Annotated in this window: 19 protein-coding genes and 1 tRNA gene; 17 read left to right on the top strand and 3 right to left on the bottom strand. The window is 62.7% G+C overall.

Translation table 11 applies throughout. The features are described 5' to 3' along the window. The 3 genes from HBJ55_RS19650 to ispB all read right to left on the bottom strand — a co-directional run. A partial coding sequence (locus HBJ55_RS19650) for a porin (protein ID WP_167119129.1) occupies positions 1-1,206 on the bottom strand: 1,206 nt, incomplete at its 3' end. Between the two features lie 241 nt (positions 1,207-1,447). After that, positions 1,448-1,524 (bottom strand) — tRNA-Pro (locus HBJ55_RS19645). Between the two features lie 119 nt (positions 1,525-1,643). After that, entirely contained in the window at positions 1,644-2,651 is a 1,008-nt protein-coding gene (gene ispB / locus HBJ55_RS19640; protein ID WP_167119126.1) for an octaprenyl diphosphate synthase, read from the bottom strand. Between the two features lie 289 nt (positions 2,652-2,940). Between ispB and rplU the strand changes: the two genes are divergently transcribed. From rplU to HBJ55_RS19555, 17 genes are all read left to right on the top strand, one after another. Further along, positions 2,941-3,252, top strand: a complete 312-nt coding sequence (gene rplU / locus HBJ55_RS19635) for a 50S ribosomal protein L21 (protein ID WP_167119123.1) — start codon at positions 2,941-2,943, stop codon at positions 3,250-3,252. Between the two features lie 32 nt (positions 3,253-3,284). Further along, entirely contained in the window at positions 3,285-3,542 is a 258-nt protein-coding gene (rpmA, locus tag HBJ55_RS19630) for a 50S ribosomal protein L27 (RefSeq protein ID WP_167119120.1), read from the top strand. An 84-nt stretch (positions 3,543-3,626) separates the two neighbouring features. Beyond that, positions 3,627-4,820 (top strand): Obg family GTPase CgtA, encoded by a 1,194-nt coding sequence (cgtA, locus tag HBJ55_RS19625; RefSeq protein ID WP_167119117.1) that lies wholly within the window; start codon positions 3,627-3,629, stop codon positions 4,818-4,820. A gap of 70 nt (positions 4,821-4,890) precedes the next feature. Beyond that, positions 4,891-6,027, top strand: a complete 1,137-nt coding sequence (gene proB, locus HBJ55_RS19620; RefSeq protein WP_167119114.1) for a glutamate 5-kinase — start codon at positions 4,891-4,893, stop codon at positions 6,025-6,027. A 193-nt stretch (positions 6,028-6,220) separates the two neighbouring features. Then, on the top strand, positions 6,221-6,487 hold the full coding sequence (rpsT, locus tag HBJ55_RS19615; RefSeq protein WP_167119111.1) for a 30S ribosomal protein S20: 267 nt from the start codon (positions 6,221-6,223) through the stop codon (positions 6,485-6,487). Between the two features lie 141 nt (positions 6,488-6,628). Beyond that, complete coding sequence (gene murJ / locus HBJ55_RS19610; RefSeq protein WP_422674220.1) at positions 6,629-8,248, top strand: murein biosynthesis integral membrane protein MurJ; 1,620 nt, start codon at positions 6,629-6,631, stop codon at positions 8,246-8,248. A gap of 105 nt (positions 8,249-8,353) precedes the next feature. Then, positions 8,354-9,412, top strand: a complete 1,059-nt coding sequence (ribF, locus tag HBJ55_RS19605) for a bifunctional riboflavin kinase/FAD synthetase (RefSeq protein ID WP_167119109.1) — start codon at positions 8,354-8,356, stop codon at positions 9,410-9,412. A 10-nt stretch (positions 9,413-9,422) separates the two neighbouring features. Further along, positions 9,423-12,257 carry an isoleucine--tRNA ligase gene (gene ileS, locus HBJ55_RS19600; protein ID WP_167119106.1) on the top strand — a complete coding sequence of 945 codons (2,835 nt, stop codon included), beginning with the start codon at positions 9,423-9,425 and terminating at the stop codon, positions 12,255-12,257. Further along, positions 12,250-12,777, top strand: coding sequence for a signal peptidase II (gene lspA, locus HBJ55_RS19595; protein WP_167119138.1), 528 nt, complete (start codon positions 12,250-12,252; stop codon positions 12,775-12,777). Before ileS ends, lspA begins: the two co-directional genes overlap by 8 nt. A gap of 62 nt (positions 12,778-12,839) precedes the next feature. Continuing rightward, complete coding sequence (fkpB, locus tag HBJ55_RS19590; RefSeq protein ID WP_167119102.1) at positions 12,840-13,286, top strand: FKBP-type peptidyl-prolyl cis-trans isomerase; 447 nt, start codon at positions 12,840-12,842, stop codon at positions 13,284-13,286. A gap of 92 nt (positions 13,287-13,378) precedes the next feature. Further along, positions 13,379-14,356, top strand: coding sequence for a 4-hydroxy-3-methylbut-2-enyl diphosphate reductase (ispH, locus tag HBJ55_RS19585; protein ID WP_167119100.1), 978 nt, complete (start codon positions 13,379-13,381; stop codon positions 14,354-14,356). A 162-nt stretch (positions 14,357-14,518) separates the two neighbouring features. Continuing rightward, positions 14,519-14,932, top strand: a complete 414-nt coding sequence (locus HBJ55_RS19580) for a type IV pilin protein (protein ID WP_338072055.1) — start codon at positions 14,519-14,521, stop codon at positions 14,930-14,932. A gap of 7 nt (positions 14,933-14,939) precedes the next feature. Continuing rightward, entirely contained in the window at positions 14,940-15,374 is a 435-nt protein-coding gene (locus HBJ55_RS19575; protein ID WP_167119135.1) for a GspH/FimT family pseudopilin, read from the top strand. 8 nt (positions 15,375-15,382) lie between these two features. Then, positions 15,383-15,790: a type IV pilus modification protein PilV gene (pilV, locus tag HBJ55_RS22625; protein WP_167119095.1), complete on the top strand. Its 408-nt coding sequence runs from the start codon at positions 15,383-15,385 to the stop codon at positions 15,788-15,790. A 14-nt stretch (positions 15,791-15,804) separates the two neighbouring features. Then, on the top strand, positions 15,805-16,416 hold the full coding sequence (locus tag HBJ55_RS19565; RefSeq protein ID WP_167119092.1) for a PilW family protein: 612 nt from the start codon (positions 15,805-15,807) through the stop codon (positions 16,414-16,416). A gap of 28 nt (positions 16,417-16,444) precedes the next feature. Continuing rightward, the gene (locus tag HBJ55_RS19560) at positions 16,445-17,575 is read left to right on the top strand and encodes a pilus assembly PilX family protein (RefSeq protein WP_167119090.1); all 1,131 of its coding nucleotides are present in this window, start codon (positions 16,445-16,447) and stop codon (positions 17,573-17,575) included. 125 nt (positions 17,576-17,700) lie between these two features. Continuing rightward, entirely contained in the window at positions 17,701-18,855 is a 1,155-nt protein-coding gene (locus HBJ55_RS19555; RefSeq protein WP_167119087.1) for a pilus assembly PilX family protein, read from the top strand. Positions 18,856-18,913: the final 58 nt, after the last annotated feature.

Here is an 18,913-nt window from a genome sequence, read left to right as displayed (position 1 = left end):
CAGGTTGACCGAACCGCCGGGCTCAAAGCCTGGCTGCGAGTTGACCAGGTAGCCGCGCGATCCCCCTTCATGATTCATATGGTCGAACTGAGCCTTGATGGCCATGTTACTGCTGAAATCCCAGCGCACACCGACAGAAACGCTTTTCTGCTGTGGCTGCCCCTGAAGCAGTGAGTTGAGCATTGCATCCAGTGCTTCGCTGCCGGGCTGTGAAAGGCCGGGAATGGATGTCTTGCTGTGAATGCGCTGATTGGCATATGTCAGATAGGGCGTGAAGGCGCCCAAGCGGTAGCCACCGGAAATGTACCAGCCGCGGCTATCCGCCAGAAAGGTGCGGCTGCTGGTCTGGGCCCATTCGCCCATCACGAACCAGTTGCCGGGGTCGTAGCGAGCCCCCAGGCTGATCACCTCAAATGACTTGTCATCGATATTGTAGCGATCGGCAATGGCATCGCCTTCTGGGCCAAACATGCGGAAGACATCGAATAGGGGGTTGAAATCTTCGATGCTCAGGCGGTAATGGCTGTAGGCAGCAAAGACACTGAGGTTGCCCTGTTCCACGACATTGCTGAACGTCAGCCCTTCCCGGGCGCTTGCCTCGGCCGTGGCTCGGCTCAACGTGGCATCGGTATAGGGAAAGGAGGAATCACTTTGCCCATAGGTGGCCCGAAGCGTGTTGGTGGCATTGGCAAGGTGGTAGCGGTAGCTGATATCGACGCCATCGATGCTGGAAACCGGTATGGTGCGATAGACTTCCAAGGGCGGACGAACCCAAGGCGTTGCGTAGCCTACCTTGCGGTATTCTGAATTCATGAAGACCGGAAGTATGACGCGGCCGACTCTAAGGCTCAGATCGGGCGTCACATCGAAATTGACGTTGGCCCACTCGATTGCCGGCCGGAACCGGCCATCGTACTGCTGCTCGGTGACGACCTGCACCACGCTCGAGAGCCGAGGCGTAAGGCTAGCGGTCAGCTGCAGGCCCAGCCGGCTGTCGACCTCGGCACTCCAATCGCTGGTATGGCCAGCCCCTCTGGGCATTAGCATGCTCGAAACGAAATCTGCCTGGTCCTCGCTGGAACGCACCACGCCAAGCGTGCCGAAGCCATTCAGGGACAGCGAGGGGGTATTCGCTTGTACTGCAAGGGGAAGCCCACATGTCAACATCAGCAGGGTGGAGGCGATAAGGACTGGTTTTCTCGGCATTAGGAGACCACGTGAGTGGGCGATGTATAAGGCCGCCTCACGAGAGGTGGCGGGAGGAAGGCCGAATTTCTGTCTTTGCAGGTAGGGGCGTTGCGTCACTGCTTTCTAAGAAAGCTATCGGCAAGAGAGCGCAAAACTTGAGTCCGAAGGGCGTAAGCAGGCGTCGAACGTACACTTGTCATTCACAACGAAAAACCGCCACTCGGCTTGATCCGTAAGTGGCGGTTTTTTCTATGTTCTTTGGTCGGAGTAGCAGGATTCGAACCTACGACCTCTGCCTCCCGAAGGCAGCGCTCTACCAAGCTGAGCTATACTCCGTTGCTTCTTTCGAGCCGCCTCTTGGGGCTGCCCGATGCCGGCTCTGCTGGAGCCGACGGATGGGCATTATACGCAAAACCGGGGTGCTTGCAAGCCCAGCGGCGGCATCGGCGCGCTGCTCAGTTCTGGCGCTCGACGGCGAGCCGGGCCAGCTCGGCCATGCTGTCGCGGTAGCGGCTGGGAGGCAGGAAATCGAGCTGTTCGAGCGCCTTGGCCGACATCTCTTCTGCCCGTGCTCGGGTATAGTCCAGCGCGCCGGTATCACGCACGATGGCGAGCACTTCCTCCAGCCGCTCGAGCCCGCCCCGGCGGATGGCCTGGCGGATCGTCTTGGCCTGTTCATGGGTGCCGGCGGCCATGGCCTGGATCAGTGGCAGGGTCGGCTTGCCCTCGGCCAGGTCGTCGCCCACATTCTTGCCCATCGCCTCGGCGTCGCCCTGGTAGTCGAGCAGGTCGTCGACGAGTTGGAACGCCAGACCCAGGTAGCGGCCATAGTATTGCAGTGCCGCTTCCCGTTGTGGGTCGGCTCCGGCCAGGATGGCGCCACTATGGGTGGCGGCTTCGAACAGCATGGCGGTCTTGCCCTGGATGGTTTCGAAGTAGACCGCCTCATCGATGTCAGGGTTGCCCACGTTGGTCAACTGCTGAACCTCGCCTTCGGCAATCACGCAGGTGGCGCTCGAGAGCACGTCCATGATCTTGAGCGAGCCGATCTGCACCATCATCTGGAAGGAGCGCGAATAGAGGTAGTCGCCCACCAGCACCGAGGGGGCGTTGCCCCAGGCGTCGTTGGCCGTGATGCGGCCGCGGCGCATGTGGGATTCATCGACCACGTCGTCGTGCAGCAGGGTCGAGGTATGCATGAACTCGATGAGCGTGGCCAGCGAGATGTGCTTGTCGCCCTGGTAGCCCAGCGCCCGGGCCGAGAGCAGAACCAGCAAAGGGCGAAGCCGCTTGCCACCGCTGGCGATGATGTACTGGCCGATGGTCTCCACCAGCGGAACCCGCGACGCCAACTGATCCATGATGGTGCGATTGACCGCGGTAAAATCGTCGGCAACCACCGCATGGAGCGACGAGGCGGAGGCCTGGCTATCGGAAGAGCTAGTAGGAGCGTTGGCTGGCATGGGCAGTGTCATCGGGCTGTTGGGCCAGCATGCCGGTCAGTGGCAATGGCCTTGGGTTGCGGCTCATGCTATGGCCCCCCCATGGGGGCGTCAAGCTGTGCCGCGGTGCGCCTTGATGTAGCGCAGCGTCGGCCCGAGAGTGAGGGTGGCGGCTGCTTGAATGGAGCGCTGGTCGCAGTTATAATGCGCGGCCCACTCATCATGCTCCCTGTCAGATGGCTGCCGAAAGGGGCGCCACTCGAAGCAGGTCGACGAAGAGCCAACCCCGATGAGTTCTGGAGAGATGCAAATGTACGCAGTAATCAAGAGCGGTGGCAAGCAGTACCGCGTTCAGGAAGGCCAGACGCTCAAGCTCGAGAAGCTCGAGATTCCGACTGGCGATACCATCGAGTTCGATCAGGTACTGCTGGTTGCCGATGGCGACGACGTCACCATTGGTGCCCCGCTGGTCGACGGCGCCAAGGTGGCTGCCGAGATCGTCTCCCACGGCCGTGGTGAGAAGATCCGCATCATCAAGTTCCGTCGTCGCAAGCACCACATGAAGCGTCAGGGCCACCGCCAGTGGTTCACTGAAGTCAAGATCACCGGGATTTCCGCCTAAGCGGCTTCCCCTTAACGAGCGAGGACTTTGCAATGGCTCATAAGAAGGCAGCCGGTTCTACCCGTAACGGCCGCGATTCAGAATCCAAACGCCTTGGTGTCAAGCTGTACGGCGGCCAGGCCGTGACCGCAGGCAACATCATCGTGCGTCAGCGTGGCACCCGCTTCCACGCCGGCACCGGTGTCGGCATCGGCCGCGACCACACTCTCTTCGCCCTCAGCGACGGTGTGATCAAGTTCGAGACCAAGGGTCCGAAGAACCGCAAGTTCGTCAGCGTCGTCTCTGCCTGAGAACGCCCGAACCGGTAGATGGAAGGCCCCGCTCAGGCGGGGCCTTCTTGTATCATGACGGTAGTGTCCGTCGGGAGAATCACAATGCAGTTCGTCGACGAAGCCTCGATCATCGTGGAGGCCGGCAGGGGCGGCAACGGCTGCCTTAGCTTCCGCCGCGAGAAGTACGTGCCCAAGGGCGGTCCCGATGGCGGCGACGGCGGGCATGGCGGCAGCGTCTACCTGGTCGGTGACGATGCCCTCAATACCCTGATCGACTTCAAGTATCAGCGCTTTTATCAGGCCGAGAGCGGGCGCCCCGGGCAGGGGCGCCAGATGAGCGGCCGGGCCGGCGGCGACCTGGTGGTCAAGGTGCCGGTGGGCACTACGGTGATCGATGAGGATACCCTCGAGGTGATCGCCGATATCACCGAGATCGGTCAGCAGGTGCTGGTGGCCCAGGGTGGCCGCCGCGGCTTGGGCAACATTCATTTCAAGTCGTCGACCAACCGGGCACCGCGCAAGACCACGCCCGGCACTGACGGCGAGCGGCGCAACCTGCGCCTGGAGATGAAGGTGATGGCCGATGTCGGCCTGCTGGGCATGCCCAATGCCGGCAAGTCGACCCTGATTCGCTCGGTCTCGGCGGCCAAGCCCAAGGTGGCCGATTACCCCTTCACCACCTTGGTGCCCAACCTCGGCGTGGTGAAGCTGGGCATGCATGAGCACTTCGTGATGGCCGACGTGCCGGGGCTGATCGAGGGGGCCTCGGATGGCGCCGGTCTGGGGCTGCGCTTCCTCAAGCACCTGACCCGTACCCGGCTGCTGTTCCACGTGGTCGACGTGGCGCCCTTCGACGAGTCCGATCCGGTCGAAGCAGCCCATGCCATCGCCCATGAGCTCGAGCAGTTCTCGCCGACCCTGGCCGAGCGGCCGCGCTGGCTGGTGATCAACAAGCTCGACCTGGTACCGGACGAGGAGCGCGAGGCGCGAGTGGCTGCCATTGTCGAGGGTCTTGCCTGGGAGGGGCCGGTCTACCGTATCTCGGCGATCAGCGGCGAGGGCACCGACACCCTGGCACAGGCGGCGCATCGCTGGCTCACCGAACAGCGCCAGCTGGAGCATGAGGACGAAGAGGCAGCCGAGCGCGAGCGGGAGATGCGCGAGCGCATGGAGGCCGAGGCGGTGGCGCGGACCGAGGCGCGCCTGGGTCGTCGGCGCAAGCGCAGCGATGAGGACGAAGATGACGATGATTTCGACGACGATGATTACGATGTCGAAGTCGAATACGTGGAGTGAGGCGATGGCCTTCGCTCGCTCAGTTGCGCTGACATGGCTGGCTGGTTTTTGCTGGATGGGAGAGTAGGGTGTGAACGAGCAGCGGGTACCGGGTCGCGATGCGCTGCGTGGCGCTCGCCGGGTGGTGGTGAAGATCGGCAGTGCGCTGCTGACCAACGACGGGCGCGGGCTCGACGAAGCGGCCATCGGCGGCTGGGTTGACCAGATCGCGGCACTGCATCGACAGGGTGTCGAGGTGGTGCTGGTGTCGTCGGGTGCCGTGGCCGCCGGCATGGTTCGGCTGGGCTGGCAGGCCCGCCCTTCGGCAGTGCATGAGTTGCAGGCTGCCGCCGCGGTAGGGCAGAACGGCCTGACCCAGTGCTATGAGCATCATTTCGCTCGTCATGGCCTGCTCACCGCCCAGGTGCTGCTGACCCACGACGATCTCTCCAATCGCAAGCGCTACCTCAACGCGCGTTCGGCGCTGCGGACCCTGGTCGACCTGCGCGTGGTGCCGGTGGTCAACGAGAACGATACCGTGGTCACCGACGAGATCCGTTTCGGCGACAACGACACCCTGGGCGCGCTGGTGGCCAACTTGCTCGAGGCCGAAGCACTGGTGATCCTTACCGACCAGGAAGGGCTGTTCGACGCCGATCCTCGCCACAACCCCGCGGCCACGCTGGTCAGCGAGGGGCGCGCCGATGACCCGGCGCTGGCGGCGATGGCCGGCGGCGGTGGCGCGCTGGGGCGGGGTGGCATGACCACCAAGGTGCAGGCGGCCCGCCTGGCCGCTCGCTCCGGTGCCGTCACGGTGATTGCCAGCGGACGCCAGTCCGATGTGTTGATGCGGCTGACCCAAGGTGAGCGTCTGGGTACGCTGCTGTGCCCCGAGGAGGCGCCAATAGCGGCGCGCAAGCGCTGGCTGGCCGGCCAACTGCAGGTGCGCGGCAGCCTGACGCTGGATGCCGGGGCCGTGAAAGTACTGCGTGGCAGCGGCTCGAGCCTGCTGGCGGTGGGGGTCAAGGCGCTGACGGGCGACTTCGTGCGTGGCGACATGGTGCTGTGCCTCGACGAGCAGGGCCAGCGGATCGCCAAGGGGCTGGTGAACTACGGTGCCGACGAGGCACGCCGCATTCTCGGCCAGCCGAGCCACCAGATCGAGGCGATTCTGGGCTACATGGAGGCGCCCGAGCTGATCCACAGGGACAACCTCGTCGTGCTGTGACGCCGTGTTCCTGGCATGTAGCATGACGTCGCGTACCTATGGTAGTATGCGCCATCCTCTCAGACACGGCCCGTCGACAACCTTGGCGTTGACGCAATGGCCCGACCGGCAGGAAACGAGATTTCAGGCCGGACAAATCGTTATCGATGCCGCCCCAGACCGGGCGGCGTCAAAGTTTTCCAGGAGATAGTCAGTGGCAAACAGCAAGCAAGCCCGCAAGCGTGCCCGTCAGGCGGAAGGTCGTCGTGTTCTGAAGGCGAGCCAGCGCGCCATGGTGCGTACCTACGTGAAGCGCGTCATCAAGGCCATCAACGGCGGCGACCACGCCACCGCGATGACTGAGTTCCAGAAGGCGCAGCCGGTCATCGATCGCATCGCCGACAAGGACGTGCTCTCCAAGAAGAAGGCTGCGCGCCTGAAGAGCCGTCTGAACACGCGAATTAAGGCACTGGCTGCGTAAAGCCGGACGCCTGGAGACGTCGCGAGCGCCATCGCATTGATGCCTGCGTATCGCGATCTCGAAAAAACCGGCTGAGGCCGGTTTTTTTGTGCCTGAGCGCGGGATGGCCCCGCATCGAACGAGCTGGCGAGGAAGCAGAAGGTGACGGAACGCGAGCAGTTGCCCGAGCCCGCTGAGTCGGCGCCTCCCAAGGTGGCCGATGACGACCGGGCCGTTGCCCCCAAAGCCGGGGGATTGATGCGCTCCGGGCTGGTGGTGGGGGTCATGACCATGCTGTCGCGGGTCATGGGCCTGCTGCGCGATGTGGTGGTGGCGACCCTGTTCGGTGCCGGTAGCGGCGCCGATGCCTTCTTCGTCGCCTTCAAGATTCCCAATTTCATGCGTCGGCTATTTGCCGAAGGGGCCTTCAACCAGGCCTTCGTGCCGGTGCTTTCCGAATACGCCACCCGCGGCAGCAAGCGCGAGGTGCGCGAGCTGCTCGATGCCGTGGCGGGTAGTCTCACCGCGGTGCTGGCGCTGATCACGGCCTTGGCAATGCTCACCGCGCCCTGGCTGGTGTGGCTCTTCGCCCCCGGCTTCGGCCGCGACCCGGCCAAGCTAGCGCTTACCGCCGACATGCTGCGGCTGACGTTTCCCTACCTGCTGCTGGTGTCGCTCACCGCCTTTGCCGGCAGTGTGCTCAATACCTGGAACCGCTTCGCCGTGCCGGCCTTCACGCCGGTGTTGCTCAATCTCTCGCTGATCGGCGCCGCCTTGCTGCTCACGCCCTTGATGAGCGAGCCGGCCATGGCGCTGGCGTGGGGCGTGCTGATCGCCGGCTTCGCCCAGCTCGCCTTCCAGGTGCCGTTCCTCACGCGTCTTGGGTTGATGCCGAGGCCATGGCCAAATTTCGCCCATGGCGGCGTCAAGCGCATCCTGGCGCTGATGGCGCCAGCGCTGTTCGGCGTCTCGGTGTCGCAGATCAATCTGCTGCTGGATACCGTGCTGGCTTCGCTGCTGGCGCCAGGCAGCGTCTCCTGGCTCTACTACTCCGATCGTCTCGTCGAGCTACCGCTGGGCGTGTTCGGCATCGCCATCGGCACGGTGATCCTGCCGGCGCTCTCCAAGCGCCACGCCGAGCAGGCCGGTCAGCACTTTGCCGCCATGCTCGACTGGGCGGTGCGCGCCGTGCTGCTGCTGGGACTGCCGGCGGCGCTGGCCTTGGCGATCCTGGCCGAGCCGCTGCTGATTTCGCTGTTTCACTACGGCGCCATGACCGAGCACGACATTGCCATGGCGGCCATGAGTCTGCGGGCCTACTCCTTCGGCCTGGTCGCCTTCATGCTGATCAAGGTGCTGGCGCCTGGCTTCTTCGCCCGCCAGAACACCAAGACGCCGGTAAAGGTCGGCATCATCGCCATGGTCGCCAACATGGTGTTCAACCTGATCTTGATCTGGCCGCTGGCGCATGCTGGCCTGGCCCTGGCCACGGCGCTGTCGGCTTTCCTCAATGCCGGTTTGCTGGGCTGGCTGCTTGTCAAGCAGGGCGTGCTGGTGTTCCAGCCCGGCTGGGGCCGCTATGCCGTGCAGCTGATCGGCGGCTGCGTGGTGATGAGCGCAGGGCTCGCCTGGCTGTCGCCCGACTGGCAACAATGGCTCGGCTGGGGGGTGTGGACCCGGGTACAGTGGTTGGCGCTGCTGGTAGTGGCGGGTGCGGCGGTCTACTTCGCCTGGCTGGCGGCGCTGGGTGTCCGGCCGAGGCATTTCCGTATGCGTGGCTGAGAAGGTGTGCTCCGGTGCGGTATGCCGGGGCTGATCCGGGAGCGGGGGTTCGCTATAATCGACCTCTTTGCAAGTTTCAACCTGACAGGACATTGCGACGACTAGATGGAAGTCATTCGAGGACTGCACAACTTGCGCGACGAGCATCGCGGCTGCGTGGCCACCATCGGTAACTTCGATGGGGTGCACCGCGGCCATCAGGCAATTCTCGATCAGTGCCGCGAGCAGGCCTCGAAGCTGGACCTGCCGGTGGCTGTCGTGGTGTTCGAGCCTCAGCCGCGTGAGTTCTTCGCCGGCGACCAGGCACCACCACGGCTGACCCGGCTGCGCGAGAAAGTGCGTCTGCTGGGCCAGAGCGGCGTCGATCGCGTTCTCTGCCTGCCGTTCAACGAGCGGCTGCGAAGTCTCACCGCAGTGGAATTCATCGACAGCGTGCTGGTCGAAGGGTTGGGCGTTCGCCATCTGGTGGTTGGCGACGACTTTCGCTTCGGCTGCGATCGCAGCGGTGACTTCAGCCTGCTGGCGCAGGAGGGCGAAAGGCGCGGCCGAGAAGGGTTTGGCGTCGAGCATACACGCACTTTCACCCTCGACGACGAGCGGGTCTCCAGCACTCGGGTGCGTACTTTGCTGGCCAGCGGCAACTTCGCCCAGGCGGCTCGCATGCTGGGGCGACCCTATCGCCTTGACGGACGAGTGGTCGCTGACCGGAAGCTGGGGCGCACCATCGGCGTGCCTACCGCCAACCTGCCGTTGCCGTGCTTGCCCTTGGCGCTGCGTGGTGTCTATGCCGTGGTGACCGAGCTACCCGGTGGGCAGCGTCTCCCCGGCGTGGCCAACATCGGCTGGCGGCCCACGGTGGGCAGCGACCGGCCGGTGCTGGAGGTGCATCTTTTCGATTATAACGGTGACCTATACGGTCAGAGGCTGACGGTATTTCCCTGCGCCAGGCTGCGTGGCGAGGTGAAATTCGACGACTTCTCCGCACTCAAGCGGCAGATCAAGGCAGATCAGGCTCGCGCCCGGCGCTTCTTCGCGGAGTGCCTTGCAGCCGGGGAGTCTGGCCTGGCAGACGACTCTCTTCCCTTGGCATCGGCGCCGCTGGCGCGCGAGGCCGCGACTTCCGAATTCTCGGCGGGACGTTCCGCCGACCACGACGACGGCTGACTCCCTGGTTATGAGCGACTACAAGCACACCCTCAACCTGCCCGAAACCGATTTTCCCATGCGTGGCAACCTGCCCAAGCGCGAGCCTGGCAGGGTGTCGCAATGGCAGGACATGAAGCTCTATCAGCGCCTGCGTGAAGAGCGCCGCGGTCGCGAGGTGTTCGTGCTTCACGACGGCCCTCCCTATGCCAACGGCAGCATCCACATCGGCCACGCCCTCAACAAGATCCTCAAGGACATCATCGTCAAGTCGAAGAACCTGGCCGGCTTCGACGCTCCCTACGTGCCCGGCTGGGACTGCCATGGCTTGCCCATCGAACACAAGGTGGAGACCACTCACGGCAAGCACCTCGAGCCCGAGCAGGCCCGTGGACTGTGCCGCGAGTACGCCGCTGCCCAGATCGAGACCCAGCTCGCCGACTTCGTGCGCCTGGGCGTGATCGGCGACTGGGACAACCCTTATCGCTCGATGGACTACGTCAACGAGGCCGGCGAGATCCGCGCGCTGGCCGACATGGTCGCCGCGGGCTACGTGTTCAAGGGGCTCAAGCCGGTCAATTGGTGCTTCGACTGCGGCTCTGCGCTGGCCGAGGCCGAGGTGGAGTACCAGGACAAGAAATCCGATGCCATCGACGTGGCCTTCCCGGCCGCCGACGAGGCGAAGCTGGCCGCGGCCTTCGGCCTGTCCGAGCTGCCCAAGCCCGCTGCCATCGTAATCTGGACCACCACGCCCTGGACCGTTCCGGCCAACCAGGCGCTCAACGTGCACCCCGAATTCACCTATGCCCTGGTCGATACCGGCGAACGCTTGCTGGTGCTGGCGGAGGAGCTGGTCGAGAGCTGCCTGGAGCGCTACGAGCTCAACGGTGAGGTCATCGCCACCGCCAAGGGCGAGGCGCTCGATCTGGTCGAGTTCCGCCACCCCTTCTATGATCGCCTCTCGCCGATCTATCTTGCCGATTACGTCGAATCCGAGGTGGGGAGTACCGGTATCGTCCACTCGGCCCCGGCCTACGGCGTCGACGACTTCGTCACTTGTCGCGCCCACGGCATGTCATTCGAGGAGATCAAGAGCCCGGTGCAGGGCAACGGTGTCTACGCCGCGGACCTGCCGTTCTTCGGCGGCCAGATGATCTGGAAGGCCAATCCGCAAATCGTCGACAAGCTGCGCGAGGTTGGCGCCCTGCTGGCGCACAAGGTCATTACCCACAGCTACATGCACTGCTGGCGCCACAAGACGCCGGTGATCTACCGCGCCACAGCGCAGTGGTTCGTGGGCATGGACCTGAAGGGCCACGACGGCCGCACCCTGCGCGAGCGGGCGCTCGAGGGCATCGAGGCCACCCACTTCACCCCGTCATGGGGCAAGGCGCGCCTACACAGCATGATCGCCAATCGCCCCGACTGGTGCATCTCGCGCCAGCGCAACTGGGGCGTGCCGATTCCCTTCTTCCTGCACAAGGCCACGGGCGAGCTGCATCCGCGCACCGTCGAGCTGATGGAGGAAGCCGCCAAGCGCGTCGAGCACGAGGGCATCGACGCCTGGTTCCGTCTCGACCCGGCCGAGTTGCTGGGCGACGAGGCGGCGGATTACGAAAAGGTCACCGATACTCTCGACGTGTGGTTCGATTCCGGCACGACCCACCGCCACGTGCTGCGCGGCTCGCATCCGCACGGCCACGAGGCGGGTCCGCGCGCCGACCTGTATCTGGAGGGGTCCGACCAGCACCGCGGTTGGTTCCACTCGTCGCTGCTGACGGGTTCGGCAATCGATGGGCATCCGCCGTATCGGCAACTGTTGACGCACGGGTTCACCGTTGACGCTCAAGGACGCAAGCAGTCCAAGTCGCTGGGCAACGTGGTGGCGCCGCAAGAGGTGATGGACAAACTCGGTGCCGATATCCTGCGCCTTTGGGTCTCCTCCACCGACTATTCCGGCGAGATGGCGGTTTCCGACGAGATCCTCAAGCGTACCGCCGACGTCTACCGCCGTATCCGCAACACCGCGCGCTTCTTGCTCTCCAATCTCAACGGCTTCGACCCGGCCCGCGACAGCGTCGCTTTCGCCGACATGCTGGCGCTGGACCAGTGGGTGGTGGATCGCGCCGCCCAGCTCCAGGCGCGCATCGAGAAGGCCTATGAGGAGTACCGCTTCCTCGATGTCTATCAGCAGGTGCATACCTTCTGCTCGCGTGAGCTCGGCGGTTTCTACCTCGATGTGATCAAGGATCGCCAGTACACCACCCAGGCCGACTCCCTGGCCCGGCGTAGCTGTCAGACCGCGCTTTATCACGTGGTCGAAGCGCTCTCGCGCTGGGTGGCGCCGATCCTCAGCTTCACCGCCGAGGAGATCTACGAGCACATCCCCGGCCAGCGCCGCGAGAGCGTGCTGCTCGAGAGCTACTACGAGGGGCTCGCCACCCTGGCGCCGGATGCCGAGATGGGCCGCGACTTCTGGGAGCAGGTGCTCGAGGTCAAGCAGGCGGTCAACAAGTGCCTGGAGGACGCACGTAACGCCAAGACCATCAAGGGTAGCCTGGCTGCGGAAGTGACTCTCTATGTCGACGCCAGGCTCAATGCCACCTTGGCCAAGCTGGGCGAGGAGCTGCGCTTCGTGATGCTCACCAGCGAGGTGCGGCTGGCACCGCTGACTGAGGGCCAGAACGCCGAGGCCACCGAACTCGAAGGCCTGAAGGTCGCGGTGTCGGAGAGCCCGCATCACAAGTGCGAGCGCTGCTGGCATCACCGCGAGGATGTCGGCAGCCACGCCGAGCATCCTGACCTGTGCGGTCGTTGTATCAGCAACCTGCCGGAGGGGGCCGGTGAGACTCGCCACTATGCGTGACAGGGAGCAGGGCGGCGCTGCGGTGCCGCCGATGAGCAAGCCGCTGCGCTGGTTGTGGCTGGCCGTCGCCGTAGTGGCACTGGACCTGGCCACCAAGGCGCTGATGTCCAGCCTGCTGAGCTACGGTCAGCCGGTGGAGGTGCTGCCGTTCTTCAATCTCACCCTGTTGCACAACACCGGCGCGGCGTTCAGCTTTCTCGCCGGTCATCCCGGCTGGCAGCGCTGGTTCTTCGCTCTGGTCGGCATCGGCGCCTGCATCGGCCTGACGATCTGGATGAGCCGGTTGAAGGCTGACGAGCGGTTCCTCGGTGCTTCGCTGGCGCTGGTCATCGGAGGTGCCCTGGGCAATCTCTACGACCGCTTGATGCACGGCTACGTGGTCGACTTCCTCTCGTTTCATGTCGCCGGCTGGTACTACCCGGCCTTCAACGTGGCCGATATCGGCATCACGCTGGGCGCCGTCGGCCTGATCTGGGAATCCCTCTTCGAAGGCCGCAAGCAGGCGCGGCGGCGTGGCTGACCCGCCTGCTATGCTGCTGGCAGGACCCGATCTTTCAAGCGTACGATCAAGCGAGAGCAACGATGAGCGAATTACGCATCGACGAGGGCATGGAAGTGACGCTGCACTTCACCCTCAAGCTGGAGGACGGCACCGTGGTCGACTCCACGCGCGAGAAACAGCCGGCCACCTTCCAACTGGGCGATGGCAATTTGCCGCCGGGTTTCGAATACCCCCTGAAGGGCATGGCAGGCGGCGAGAGCGGCAGTTTCGAGATCACACCGGAGCACGGCTTCGGCCAGCACAACCCGCAGAACGTGCAGAGGCTCAGCCGCGACGACTTCGACGAGATCGAACCCGAAGTGGGCACGGTGATGTCGTTTGCCGACCCCGCCGGCGGCGAGTTGCCAGGGGTGATTACCGATGTCGACGAGCGCAATGTGGAAGTGGACTTCAACCATCCGCTTGCGGGGCGTACCCTGACCTTCGAAGTCGAGGTGTTGGACGTGAGGCCCGCGCAGACGCACTGAGCGGTTAGCTCAAGCTCCTTCTGTCGGAGGGCGTCGGGGCAGGTCGACTGAAATACCATCATCAGATGCCCAGGCATCAAGGCGACGTAACCATGCAAGCTAACTCCGTGCGAATCAGGCTGGCCAACCCCCGCGGTTTTTGTGCAGGCGTCGATCGCGCCATCGAGATCGTCAACCGTGCGTTGGATGTCTTCGGTCCGCCCATCTACGTGCGCCACGAGGTCGTTCACAACCGCTTCGTGGTCGATACCTTGCGTGAACGTGGCGCAATCTTCGTTGAGGAACTCGACGAGGTGCCCGATGACGTCATCGTGATCTTCTCCGCCCATGGTGTTTCTCGCGCTGTCCAGGAGGACGCCGAGCGGCGCGGTCTCAAGGTATTCGATGCCACCTGCCCGCTGGTCACCAAGGTGCATCTGGAAGTGCTGCGCTACGCCAGGCGCGGGCAGGAGTGCATTCTCATCGGCCATGCCGGCCATCCCGAGGTGGAGGGCACCATGGGACGTTATGACGAGTCCCTCGGTGGCGCCATCTATCTGGTCGAGGACGAAGCCGACGTCGCGCGTCTCGAGGTGAACGACCCGACCCGGCTTGCCTTCGTCACCCAGACCACCCTCTCCATGGATGACACCGCCCGAGTGATCGACGCCCTGCGTGAAAAGTTTCCCCAGATCGAAGGACCGCGCAAGGACGATATCTGCTACGCCACCCAGAACCGCCAGGATGCAGTACGCGAACTGGCAGCCGGCTGCGACCTGCTGCTGGTAGTGGGCAGCCCCAACAGCTCCAACTCCAACCGCCTGCGCGAGCTGGCCGAGCGGGTCGGTACGCCAGCCTACTTGATCGACGACGCCAACCAGATCGAGCCGGCCTGGCTCAAGGATGTGACTGCCGTCGGTATCACCGCCGGGGCGAGCGCGCCGGAGGTGCTGGTCAAGGGTGTGATCGAGCGGTTGCAGGGTCTGGGTGCTCAGGCGCCGGAGGAGCTCGCCGGCCGCGAGGAGACCATTACTTTTTCCATGCCCCGCGAGCTGCGTGAACGCGTAATCACCAGCGATTCGCTATCCTGAGAAAAGGTGTGAAGAACGACACGACCTGAAGGTATGAGTCTTCTCATACTATGCGAAAATACAAGCCGGGCCTGCCCGGCTTTTTTCATGACGTATCTAGCAGGGTTGGTTGTCATGATACATAATGAAACAAATTGTAACCAGTCAGCAGAGGAGCGCCGAGTGACGACCTACGCCCGCCTGGCTCACCGGTGGCCCCGGTATGGTACGCCCCGGCGCGCTCGCGGTTTCACGCTGATCGAGCTGATGATCGCCGTAGCCGTCATCGCAATTCTGGCGTCTATTGCCATTCCGAGCTACCGCGGCTATGTGGAGCGAGCGACGCGCACCGATGCTCATGCCGGGCTCATGGAGGCGGCCGGTCAGCTCGAGCGCTGTTATACGGTCAACAACTCCTACGCGGGGTGCAGTACCATTTCGTCCTCTCCCGATGGCAATTACTCCATTTCACTGACGAGTGCGGCTGCCACATACACACTGACGGCTTCGCTCAATAGCGGCCGCGGCCCCGATGGATGTTCCGGGAACATGACCTTGAATCATCAAGGTGTAAGAAGCCCTGCGGCCTGCTGGTAACGTACCGATGAAAAGCGCCGGTTTCACCCTGGTCGAGCTGCTGGTCACGATCGCCGTGATGACGATCGTTGCCACCATTGCCGTGCCGGGCTTTCAAGGCATGTTGGCCAGAAACCAGCTGGCGGCTGACTACAACGTGGTGCTTTCCGGCTTGAACCAGGCCCGCAGCGAGGCCATCAAGCGGCGTGAGAACGTGACGTTCCGGGTGACACAAGCCAGCCCCTGGGAATACAGGATCACCACGGCCGACAATAACGACATTGCGATTCGCTCTGCGCGCGGTGGCCAGGTCAGCATCACCAGTACCAATATCACCTTCAACGCGCTGGGGCGGCGCGCGAATTGTACGTCAAGCTGTGACATCACGGTCGATCATAGTGATGCCGGAGACTTCGACCTGCGCGTGAGCACCACCGGCCGTATCGGCAAGCCGACGAGTTGAGGAGCGAAATGAGACGCCACGCTCAGTCAGGTTTTACGCTAATCGAAGCGCTGATCGCCGTGCTGGTCCTTTCCATTGGCCTGCTCGGTGTGGCGGCCATGCAGCTCAGGGCTCTACAGAGTGCCCATATGGGCTATCAGCGTGCGGTAGTGAGCCTGGCGGCGATCGATGCGCAGGAGAGGGCGTGGGCCGCGCTTTCAGGGGATGCCAGCAAAGCGTGCCCGGCTGCGAATACGGTCGAGAATGGCTGGCTGGGGAACTGGTTCGGCACCCTTCTTTTCGATGCGGGAAGCGATATTGGCGGTACGGATTGTGACTATACCGTGACCGTACTCTGGCAAGAGGATCGCTATGGCACGGGTGAAACCGGGGTGGGGTTCGTTTACGAGTTCCGGCTGCCCGACCTGGACCCATGAGAGGCGCGCGTACCATGATCATTTCAGGCTTCCGCAATCACGCCCCCCGTTTGCAGTCAGGCTTCACCCTGATCGAGCTGATGGTGGCACTGGTAATCGGCCTGATCATCATCCTCGGCGCCGGTCAGCTATTTCTCATGGGGTTCCAGACCTTTCGTCAGACCGAGCTGCTGGGCAACAAGCAGGCGGCCTTGACCTTTGCCACGGAGACACTGATACGCGACATTCGGCGGGCCAATGTCGATTCTGTTTCAGGCCCTGAAATAAGCTTTGATGACGCAGCCGGAGAGCTGAGAATCGAGATTTCGAACAACGGAGATACAGGCGATTGCAGTGACGGCGACATGGTGGTGCGAATCTACCGCCTGAGTAGCGCCGCTGTCAGTGCCAGCGAAGGCTGGTCGCTTAACATGGGGCAGAGATGCGGTACCGACCCTTCCGGCTCCGATTTCGAGCCGCTCGTTACCGGTTTTGCCGACGGTGGATTCGGCCGTGATGCAGTCGAGACCGACGAGGCCAACGGGGTCTGGGTTTTGCAATTCCAACTGATGAAAAGCCGGGAGGACGCTACCGAGACGGACGACTTCGTGTTTCGTGCCGTCAACCGAAACGAGGCGATAGACTAGCCTGACCTCTCGAGAGGTAGGAGCGCACATGAAACAAGAACGCGGTGCTGCACTGGTTGTCGTGCTCTCGATGCTGGCCGGCTCCTTGATGCTGGGGCTTTCCGGAATGCAGTCGTCACAGATCGACGAGCGCCTGGCGGGCAACTACAAGGCGGCAACCGAAGCCCAGATGGGCGCGGAAAAAGCCATATCGGCAGGCTGGGGCGAGAACGGCAGCGGAGTGAGCGTCAGCGACTTCGATGCCACGCGGACCCTCGCCGAAGTGGAAACCTACAGCTGGACACAATTCACCGCATTGGGGGATATTTCCGCCAACGCCTGCAGCGGCAATATTGCCTGCCATTACTATCTGCTCCAGGATGGCAGCGATTACTTCATTGCTGGCATGGGGGCCGTGGTCAGCGCAGGAAATCTGGCGGCAGTGAGCCAGCCGGTCTTCGCTCGCGTCGAATTCACACCGGGACCGAACCCCGCTTTTACCAATGGGCTACTCAGCGCGGATTATATCTTGGTCACGGGCCAGTCCACCGTTATGGGTAATGTCCACTCCAACGGCACTGTCGACATTTCTTTGCGAGACGGTTCGGAAGCGACCGTGACAGACGGGACAGATCAAATGGTCGAGGTGCCCTTGCCAGGGGCCAGACCGGCAGGCGAGGACATAAGCGCTTGCGATGAAAATCCTGAACCTCATTGCTATAAGAGCTATGACGCCAACGTCTTTGACGAGTATGAGACCAGGGAAGGCGTCATCAACACTTGTAGTATCGCCATGGACACGCTGAACGATGGTGATACCGTTTTTTGCGACGGTGATCTGGATGTCCAGGGCGGTTCCGTGGATAGCAACCGTGTGACACTGGTGGCGACAGGTAACGTCACCATGAACGGGGCTACCTCAAGCGGTGGCAACGAGAGCGACATCGGCCTTTTCGTCATCGCTGGCCAAGATATCGAATTCAACGGCAATACTGATAATTATGGCGTGTTCTGGGCCGGCGGATACGTTCGCCAGAACGGCAATTCGAGCCTGTACGGCGCGATCGTGGCAGGCACCTACATCCGCAGCAATGGCGGTATCGACTTCATCAGCCTTGATAACGTAACCAACCCGGATACTTTCGTACCGACGAATCCGCGCATCGTCGCCTGGCAGTGAGCCGCCTGCTTTCAAGGCGAATCCTTTTGCTACACAATCGCAATCAACATCACGCGTCGTTGCAACGTAACTGACATCGCTCCGCTAGGCTGATATACGACAATACGCAGGAAGCGGAGAGTCGAATGCATGCCTGGAGAAGCGGAAAAGAGCAGCGGGGCGCAGCCCTGATCGTGGTCCTGTCATTCCTCTCCATGACGTTGATGCTTGGCCTTTCTGGCATACAATCCTCATTGATCGACGAGCGCCTGGCGGGTAACTACAAGGCGTCAACGGAAGCGCAGATGGCGGCCGAGAGAGCCACAGCGGCGGGATGGGGCCCCGGAGGACGCGATACCTCGGCCGCCGACTTTCATACCGGGCTCACGCGTGCAGAACTGTCCGCTTACGATTGGGCACGCTTTAGCGCCTTGGATGGCGTATCCCAAGATGTCTGCAATAGCGGCAATGCAAGCTGCCGATACTACCTGCTGCGCGAAAACGAAGAGCGGTTTATCGTCGGCATGGGTGCTATCGTCGTTGATGACGCGGTCATGTCGGTGAGCCAGCCGGTCATCGCCGAGATTGAATACGATTCCTCTCCCAACCCGATCTTCACACGGGGAATGCTCAGCGCTGATTATATTAGAGTTACGGGAAAATCAAGAGTTGTAGGTGCGGTACATTCAAACGGTACCGTTAACATTTCCTTGAGCGATGGCTCGGAAGCCACTGTGACCGATGGTTCGTATGGCATGGTTGAGGTGCCCCTGCCCGGCACGCGTCCTGCCGATGAAGACATGAGCCTATGCACGGGCAGTGAGCCGCCTGCCTATTGCTATAAGAGCTATGATGACTCGATTTTTGCCGACTACCAGACTCGCGAAGGGACAATCCATTCCTGCTCCGTTTCGATGGAGGATCTGCGAAACGGCGATACCGTCTATTGCAATGGCGACCTGACTGTTGCCGGCGGGGCCGTGGGTGAGCGTCGAGTCACCCTGGTAGCGAGAGGTAACGTCAACATGAATGGAGCGACTTCGAGCGTCGGCACGGCGAGTGAGATTGGGCTGTTCGTGGTGGCTGGTCAGGATATCGAGTTCAATGGCAGCACCGACAATTACGGTGTGTTCTGGGCCGGAGGGTACATAAGACAAAATGGCGATTCGAGCCTCTATGGAGCGGCCGTCTCTGGCACCTATATTCGCAGTAATGGCGGGATTAACTTTATCAGTCTGGATAACGTGACCAACCCGGATACTTTCGTACCTGCCGATCCCAAGATCGTCGCCTGGAACTGAGCGGCCTGGCTCTAACGAAGCCCATGTATCAGCTCGCGGCGCTGACGCCGTGATTCGT

This window comes from Billgrantia bachuensis (genome assembly GCF_011742165.1).
GTDB lineage: Bacteria > Pseudomonadota > Gammaproteobacteria > Pseudomonadales > Halomonadaceae > Halomonas > Halomonas bachuensis.
Note: the sequence above shows the minus strand (reverse complement) of the source record. Positions and strands in the feature narration are given on the sequence as shown.

Excerpts from the sequence above, each read along its gene's own strand:
- ispB (WP_167119126.1), bottom strand. The coding sequence starts at position 2,651 with ATGCCAGCCAACGCTCCTACTAGCTCTTCCGATAGCCAGGCCTCCGCC.
- rplU (WP_167119123.1), top strand. The coding sequence starts at position 2,941 with ATGTACGCAGTAATCAAGAGCGGTGGCAAGCAGTACCGCGTTCAGGAA.
- rpmA (WP_167119120.1), top strand. The coding sequence starts at position 3,285 with ATGGCTCATAAGAAGGCAGCCGGTTCTACCCGTAACGGCCGCGATTCA.
- cgtA (WP_167119117.1), top strand. The coding sequence starts at position 3,627 with ATGCAGTTCGTCGACGAAGCCTCGATCATCGTGGAGGCCGGCAGGGGC.
- ribF (WP_167119109.1), top strand. The coding sequence starts at position 8,354 with ATGGAAGTCATTCGAGGACTGCACAACTTGCGCGACGAGCATCGCGGC.
- ileS (WP_167119106.1), top strand. The coding sequence starts at position 9,423 with ATGAGCGACTACAAGCACACCCTCAACCTGCCCGAAACCGATTTTCCC.
- lspA (WP_167119138.1), top strand. The coding sequence starts at position 12,250 with ATGCGTGACAGGGAGCAGGGCGGCGCTGCGGTGCCGCCGATGAGCAAG.
- fkpB (WP_167119102.1), top strand. The coding sequence starts at position 12,840 with ATGAGCGAATTACGCATCGACGAGGGCATGGAAGTGACGCTGCACTTC.
- ispH (WP_167119100.1), top strand. The coding sequence starts at position 13,379 with ATGCAAGCTAACTCCGTGCGAATCAGGCTGGCCAACCCCCGCGGTTTT.
- HBJ55_RS19575 (WP_167119135.1), top strand. The coding sequence starts at position 14,940 with ATGAAAAGCGCCGGTTTCACCCTGGTCGAGCTGCTGGTCACGATCGCC.
- pilV (WP_167119095.1), top strand. The coding sequence starts at position 15,383 with ATGAGACGCCACGCTCAGTCAGGTTTTACGCTAATCGAAGCGCTGATC.
- HBJ55_RS19565 (WP_167119092.1), top strand. The coding sequence starts at position 15,805 with ATGATCATTTCAGGCTTCCGCAATCACGCCCCCCGTTTGCAGTCAGGC.
- HBJ55_RS19560 (WP_167119090.1), top strand. The coding sequence starts at position 16,445 with ATGAAACAAGAACGCGGTGCTGCACTGGTTGTCGTGCTCTCGATGCTG.
- HBJ55_RS19555 (WP_167119087.1), top strand. The coding sequence starts at position 17,701 with ATGCATGCCTGGAGAAGCGGAAAAGAGCAGCGGGGCGCAGCCCTGATC.